The sequence below is a fragment of the Bartonella sp. AA1HLJMS genome (assembly GCF_042197445.1).
In the GTDB taxonomy this organism is placed as follows: domain Bacteria; phylum Pseudomonadota; class Alphaproteobacteria; order Rhizobiales; family Rhizobiaceae; genus Bartonella.
The window spans coordinates 1-532 of record NZ_JBHIRW010000310.1 but is presented as its reverse complement, the minus strand read 5'-3'; the positions used below and the strand labels follow the sequence as shown (position 1 = coordinate 532).

Annotated in this window: 1 protein-coding gene; it reads left to right on the top strand. The window is 36.5% G+C overall.

Annotation, left to right across the window (positions count from 1 at the left end; translation table 11 throughout):
• Positions 1-170 precede the first annotated feature (170 nt).
• The gene (locus ACFIQE_RS11370; protein WP_375686182.1) at positions 171-518 is read left to right on the top strand and encodes a hypothetical protein; all 348 of its coding nucleotides are present in this window, start codon (positions 171-173) and stop codon (positions 516-518) included.
• Positions 519-532: the final 14 nt, after the last annotated feature.

The window sequence follows — 532 nt, the reverse complement described above, 5'->3', positions numbered from 1 at the left end:
TAGTGAAAAGTGCTGATCATTTTACGATTAGGCATGCATTTAAATCGACAAAAAGGTACCGTACAAAGCGATTTAAAGATTTTACGATGAAAACATATTGTAATATAAAGCGCCCTGTACGGTCAAATTTAAGGTAAATAGACCAATTGGTAAAATTATGGACTAAAAACATGAGAATATTAAAAGACCTGTTCTTAAAAAAGCGTAAACAACCAATGCAAAAAGAGTTTGTTGCAACAGCTGTTGGTTATGTTCCTTGGGGGAACGGAGCAGAGGAGTATTTTTACAACCTCTACGAATATGAAGACGGTACAAGAGAGTGTGAAAAGTTTGATGGCGGACAGTATTATACCACACCAGAAAATGCGGATTTTAGTACCAAAGCGCAGGTGAAAGCATGGGTTTACGGTGGTGCTATTCCGAAAAGCGTTCTCAATTACGAACCTCTTATAGACGAGATCAATAAAGAGATCAAAAAATTATCGAAAACCGCAGGAAATAAATATGTTTACAGATAAACAGCTAAGAGCCT